The 5712-nt window shown below is 71.0% G+C and carries 6 protein-coding genes; 4 read left to right on the top strand and 2 right to left on the bottom strand.

Annotation, left to right across the window (positions count from 1 at the left end):
• The 4 genes from CKO41_RS17660 to CKO41_RS17645 form a co-directional block, all read left to right on the top strand.
• On the top strand, nucleotides 1–1597 hold a 1597-nt coding region (locus CKO41_RS17660; protein WP_274607605.1), incomplete at its 5' end, for a DNA translocase FtsK.
• Between the two features lie 49 nt (nucleotides 1598–1646).
• The gene (gene lolA, locus CKO41_RS17655) at nucleotides 1647–2309 is read left to right on the top strand and encodes an outer membrane lipoprotein periplasmic chaperone LolA (protein WP_200383218.1); all 663 of its coding nucleotides are present in this window, start codon (nucleotides 1647–1649) and stop codon (nucleotides 2307–2309) included.
• Between the two features lie 61 nt (nucleotides 2310–2370).
• Nucleotides 2371–3735 carry a replication-associated recombination protein A gene (locus CKO41_RS17650; RefSeq protein ID WP_200254834.1) on the top strand — a complete coding sequence of 455 codons (1365 nt, stop codon included), beginning with the start codon at nucleotides 2371–2373 and terminating at the stop codon, nucleotides 3733–3735.
• Nucleotides 3736–3823: 88 nt separating this feature from the next.
• Nucleotides 3824–4399 (top strand): HdeD family acid-resistance protein, encoded by a 576-nt coding sequence (locus tag CKO41_RS17645; protein WP_200383217.1) that lies wholly within the window; start codon nucleotides 3824–3826, stop codon nucleotides 4397–4399.
• Between the two features lie 207 nt (nucleotides 4400–4606).
• On the opposite strand, the gene CKO41_RS17640 is transcribed toward CKO41_RS17645, so the two are convergent.
• Entirely contained in the window at nucleotides 4607–5092 is a 486-nt protein-coding gene (locus CKO41_RS17640) for an aminoacyl-tRNA deacylase (protein ID WP_200383216.1), read from the bottom strand.
• A gap of 26 nt (nucleotides 5093–5118) precedes the next feature.
• Nucleotides 5119–5559 (bottom strand): hypothetical protein, encoded by a 441-nt coding sequence (locus CKO41_RS17635; RefSeq protein WP_200254840.1) that lies wholly within the window; start codon nucleotides 5557–5559, stop codon nucleotides 5119–5121.
• Between the last annotated feature and the right edge of the window lie 153 nt (nucleotides 5560–5712).

Below are 5712 nucleotides of genomic sequence, written 5' to 3'. Positions count from 1 at the left end.
ATCCCCGCCCGTGTCCAGGCCCGTCCCCCGGTCGAAGGCGGCGGCGCGGCCCGAGCCGGTGCGCCGCGCCGCGGTCCGTGCGCCCGTCGACGACGCCTGTCCGCCGCTCGACCTGCTGGAGGTGCCGCGCAAGACCGGGCGGGGCTTTTCGCAGGAGGATCTCGATGACCTCTCCCAGCAGGTCGAGGCGCGGCTCAAGGAGTTCGGTGTCGAGGTCGCCGTCGTCGAGGTCTGCCCCGGGCCGGTCGTGACCCTCTTCGAGCTGCAGCTCGCCGCCGGCACCAAGGTGAGCAAGATCACCGGCCTGGCGAAGGACCTGGCGCGCGCGCTGTCGACGATCAGCGTGCGGGTCGTCGAGGTGATCCCGGGCAAGTCGGTCATCGGCCTGGAGATCCCGAACAATCAGCGCGAGATCGTCTACCTGCGCGAGATCCTCGCGAGCAACGGCTATCAGGAGGCCAAGTCGCCGCTGACCTTGGCGCTCGGCACCGACATCGCCGGCCGCCCAGTGGTCGCCGATCTCGGGCGCATGCCGCACGCGCTGATCGCCGGCACGACCGGCTCGGGCAAGTCGGTCGCGATCAACGCGATGATCCTGAGCCTGGTCTACAAGGCCAGCCCCGAGGACGTGCGCCTGATCATGGTCGACCCGAAGATGCTCGAGCTCTCGGTCTACGAGGGCATCCCGCATCTGCTGACCCCGGTCGTCACCGACATGAAGGAGGCGGCTAACGCGCTGCGCTGGTGCGTCGGCGAGATGGAACGGCGCTACCGGCTGATGGCCCAGCTCGGGGTGCGCAACATCGCCGGCTTCAACCGCAAGGTCGCCGAGGCCGCAGCGGCCGGGACACCGATCCCGGACCCGACCTTCGTCACCGAGCACGGCGGTCTCGCGGGCGAGGATGGCGAGCCGGTGCCGACCCTCTCGCACATGCCCTACATCGTCGTCATCATCGACGAACTGGCCGACATGATGATGGTGGTCGGCAAGAAGGTCGAGGAGCTGATCGCCCGTCTGGCCCAGAAGGCGCGGGCCTCGGGCATCCACCTGCTGCTCGCGACCCAGCGCCCGTCGGTCGACGTGTTGACGGGCCTGATCAAGGCCAACATCCCGACCCGCATCGCGTTTCAGGTCTCAGCACGGGTCGATTCGCGCACCATCCTCGACCAGATGGGCGCCGAGCAGCTGCTCGGCTACGGCGACATGCTCTACCTGGCCCCGGGCGGCAGCATCCCGCGCCGCCTGCACGGGGCCTTCGTCGACGACTCGGAGGTCCACCGCGTCGTCGAGTACCTGCGCGAGACCGGCGAGCCGGACTACATCGAGGACGTCCTGCGCGAGCCCGACGAGTTCCTGCCCGGCATCGATCAGGAGCCGCGCGGTGACCTCGAGGACCAGGACCCGCTCTTCGACGAGGCGGTCCAGATCGTCACCGAGTCGCGCCGCGCCTCGATCTCCGGGGTCCAGCGACGCCTGAAGATCGGCTACAATCGGGCCGCGCGCATGGTCGAGGAGATGGAGCGGATCGGCATCGTCGGCCCGGCCGAGACGAACGGCAACCGCGAGGTCCTCGCCCCGCCGCCCCCGGCCGATTGAGCGGCGCCGCGCACCGCCTGGCCCATCCGTCCCAGCGAAGGCCGTCGTCATGACCCACGCCATTCCCATTCGCCCTCCCCGCCACGCGAGCGTCCTCGGCCTCGTCCTCCTGTTGGCCGCGTTGGCGCTCGTCGGCGCCCCGGCCCGGGCCGCCGACGGTGCCGCGCGGCTCGACGGCTATCTCGACGGGCTGACGACCCTGCAGGCCGATTTCCATCAGGTCACCTTCAATTCCGACCGGACCCAGATGCTGGAATCGGACGGACGGCTGTACCTCGAGCGGCCCGGGCGCTTTCGCTGGGAGTACCGCACCCCATTCGCGCAGGTGATCATCGCCGACGGCAAGCGGGTCTACGTCCACGACCTGGAGCTCGAGCAGGTCTATCATCGCAGTCAGCAGGCCGCCCTGCGCGGCACCCCGGCGCTTCTGCTGACGCAGGACGAGCCGATCGAGGACCTCTTCGTCGTCACCCCGATGGAGGAGGGCGGCGAGCGCGACTGGGTGGCGCTGCGCCCGCGGGACCCGGACACCGAGATCGAGCGGATCGAGATCGGCTTCGATGGCGAGCAGCTCGACACCCTGCTCATGTTCGACCGCTTCGGCCAGGTCACGCACCTGCGCTTCGCCGACATCCGCCGCAACCAGCCGCTCGAGGACGACCTGTTCCGCTTCGACCACTCGACGGGCGGGGACTTCCTCGAGTTCGACTGAGCACCGACGATCGCGGCGGCGCACTTGCGGCCCGGGTGCTGCGCGCCCATCATCTCGGCCGATGACCACCCCCGCGGACCATTCGCTCGACGATCCCGCCCCGTTCGCGCCGCTCGCCGAGCGGATGCGCCCACGCACCCTCGCCGAGCTCCAGGGTCAGGACCACCTGCTCGCCGAGGGCAAGCCGTTGCGCCAGGCCATCGCCCGCGATCGCCTGCACTCGATGGTGCTCTGGGGGCCGCCGGGCAGCGGCAAGACGACGCTGGCGCGGCTCGTCGCGCGCCACTCCGGCTGCGCCTTCGTCAAGCTCTCGGCGGTCCTCGCCGGGGTCAAGGACGTCCGCGAGGCCGTCGCCGAGGCGCGCCGCCGGCGGGCCGAGGAGGGCCGCGGCACGATCCTCTTCATCGACGAGGTCCATCGCTTCAACAAGGGCCAACAGGACGCCTTCCTGCCCCACGTCGAGGACGGCACCCTGATCTTCATCGGCGCGACGACCGAGAACCCGTCCTTCGAGCTCAACAACGCCCTGCTGTCGCGGGCGCGGGTCTACCTGCTCCAGGCCCTGACTCCGGCGGCCCTCGGGCGCATCCTGGACGCGACCCTCGCCGACCGCGAGCGCGGGCTCGGCGATCGCGGTCTGCACCTGAGCGACGAGGCCCGCGCGGCGCTGGCCGAGGCGGCCGACGGCGATGCGCGGCGCGCGCTGAACCTGTTGGAGCTCGCCGCTCAGCTGACCGACGGTTCGGAGATCGGCATCGCCGCCGTGACCGAGGTCGTGACCGGCTCGCTGCGCCGCTTCGACAAGGGCGGCGACATCTTCTACGACCAGATCTCGGCCCTGCACAAGGCGGTGCGCGGCTCGGCCCCCGACGCGGCCCTGTACTGGCTCGCGCGGATGCTCGATGGCGGCTGCGATCCACTCTACGTCGCGCGGCGGATCGTGCGGATGGCCAGCGAGGACATCGGCAACGCCGACCCGCGCGCCCTCGGGCTCGCGCTCGACGCCTGGGACGTACAGCAGCGCCTCGGCAGCCCCGAGGGCGAGCTGGCGCTGGCCCAAGCGGTCGTCTACCTGGCCTGCGCGGCCAAGAGCAACGCCGTCTACAAGGCCTGGAACGCGGCGTTGGCCGACGCGCGGCGCAGCGGCTCGCGCGAGGTCCCCAGCCACTTGCGCAACGCCCCGACGGGCCTGATGAAGGCGCTCGGCCACGGCCGGCGCTATCGCTATGCCCACGACGAGCCCGAGGGCTACGCAGCCGGCGAGGACTACTTTCCCGACGGCCTCGGCCCGCGGACCTACTACGAGCCCGTCGGCCGCGGCCTGGAGATCCGCATCGCCGAGAAGCTCGCCCACTTGCGCGAACTCGATCGCGCCGCCGCGCCGACGGGCGAAGGCGATACCGGCGCGCAGGGCCGCGGCAGCTGACACCGCGGGGTGCGGTTGGCCGGGCCCTTGAAATCCTCCGTCTTTACCTGACTATAAAGCTAGGTTTAAAGCACGGGAGGCATGAACCATGTCCACAGTCAATCTCTCGACGACCTCGGTCGTCCCGGCCAGGCCCCGGCGGTTCGGGCTGCTCGCGAGCGGCGCCGTCGCCGTCGCGATGGGCGTCGTGGGGCTGGCCCTGGTGCCGCTGCTGACGGTCGCCGCGGTCCTGACCATCGGCGTCGTGCTCCTCGGCGCGGCCGTCTATCAGGTGACGAAGGCGTGGCGCGCGCCCGATGGGCAGCCCCGGAAACCGCACCTCGTCTACGCCGCCGTCTATGCCTTCGGCGGCCTCGCGATGGTCTTCAACCCGGTCGGCTCCGCCGTCGGCGTGACGCTCTTCGCCGCCTTCGCACTCGTGCTCTGGGGGCTCTATCGGGTCTTCGGCGACGCGGCGCGGCGCGATATCGCGCGCGGTACCGTCGCCCTGATCGGCGGTACCCTGCTGGTGCTGACCTGGCCCGTCTCCGGGCTCTGGGCGATCGGTGTCGCCGTCGCGGCGGCGCTGCTCGCGGTCGGTTGGCGCAACCTGGTCGGCGGCCTGCGGCCGCGCCGCCCGGCCGAGCCCGAGGCGACGCCGGACGAACCGGCCTATATCGCCTAGGGAGACGCTGATTTATTGGCCGTCCTGGCCAAGAATCAGCGCGGGGCTCCTGCCCCGCACGGGAAGCGCTGAATACTTCAACGCTTCCCTATTCTCGTCGCTGACGAACAGGTGAATCCAGGGGCATCTCGGCGCGTCCGGGGTGCCCCTTTTTCGTCGACCCGGCCGGCGGCTGCGCACGATGCGTCGGGTGCCGCGCCGCCACCGTCACGCCTGCGCCATCTCGACCAAGGTCGGGGCGAGCAGGGCCAGCAAGTCCTGCGTCGCGAGCGAGATGATGTAACCGCGCTTGCCGCCGTTGATGTAGATCCGCGGCAGCCCGGCGATGCCAGCCTCGCAGTAGACGGGCATCCGTTGGCGGGTGCCGAACGGCGAGGTGCCCCCGACCTTGTAGCCGGTGTGGCGCTCGGCGACGGCCGGCGCGCAGGGCAGGACCCGCTTCGCGCCGATCTGCCGGGCCAGCGCCTGGGCCGAGACCTGGCGGTCGCCGTGCATCAGGGCGATCAGCGGCCGGGCCGCCTCGTCCTCCATGATCAGGGTCTTGATCACCAGGTGCTCGTCGACGCCCGCCTCGCGGGCGAATTGGGCGGTGCCGCCGCCCTCGACATAGGCGTAGGGGTGGCCCTCGAAGGCGACGCCCGCCGCGCGCAACGCGCGCACCGCCTGGGTCACCGGCTCCTTGGCCTTGGCCATCGGTGCCTGCTCCCTCCCATCCGCCCTCAGGCGCCGGCGGTCTGCGCCCGAGGCACCAGGGCGGTGATCCGTTGCAGCAGGCCGGTCAGGGCCGGGCTGTCGGCCGGGCCGTGCTCGACCAAGGGTTCCCAGCCGCCGTCGGCGCGTCGGCGGAAGCGCAGGTAATTGCGCATCAGGAAGGCGGCGGCGAGCAGCGGCGGGACCGCGGTGCGGCCGATTGGGGTGGGCGCGGCGGTCAGCAGGAGGGCGTCGATGCGCGCCGCCTGGTGCGGCGATTCGCAGAGCACGTCCAGGACCTCCCGGGCGAGCGCCGCCGTCTGCTCCTCCGGGAGGGGGTGCTCGCCGAGGAAGGCGTACTGCTGGGCGAACGCGGAGAAGTCCGGGTTGGCCGCGGTCAGCTGCTGAATCAGCCCGCAGGCCTGCGCATCCGTCAGTGGCAACGCCATCATCGTATCCTGCTCCCGCATCTCTGCATCTGTTGATCCGATTCGACTGCCGAGGATAACCGCAGCCCGCGCCCGGTACCATGTCGAACGTCATCGTCGCGTCACATGGGGCCGGGCTGCGGTTATCCTCGGCAGTCGAATCGGATCAACAGATGCAGAGATGCGGGAGCAGGA

The organism is Thiococcus pfennigii, assembly GCF_016583835.1.
GTDB lineage: Bacteria > Pseudomonadota > Gammaproteobacteria > Chromatiales > Chromatiaceae > Thiococcus > Thiococcus pfennigii.
The sequence above is the reverse complement of the archived record's forward strand: the minus strand, read 5'-3'. Positions and strand labels throughout refer to the sequence as shown.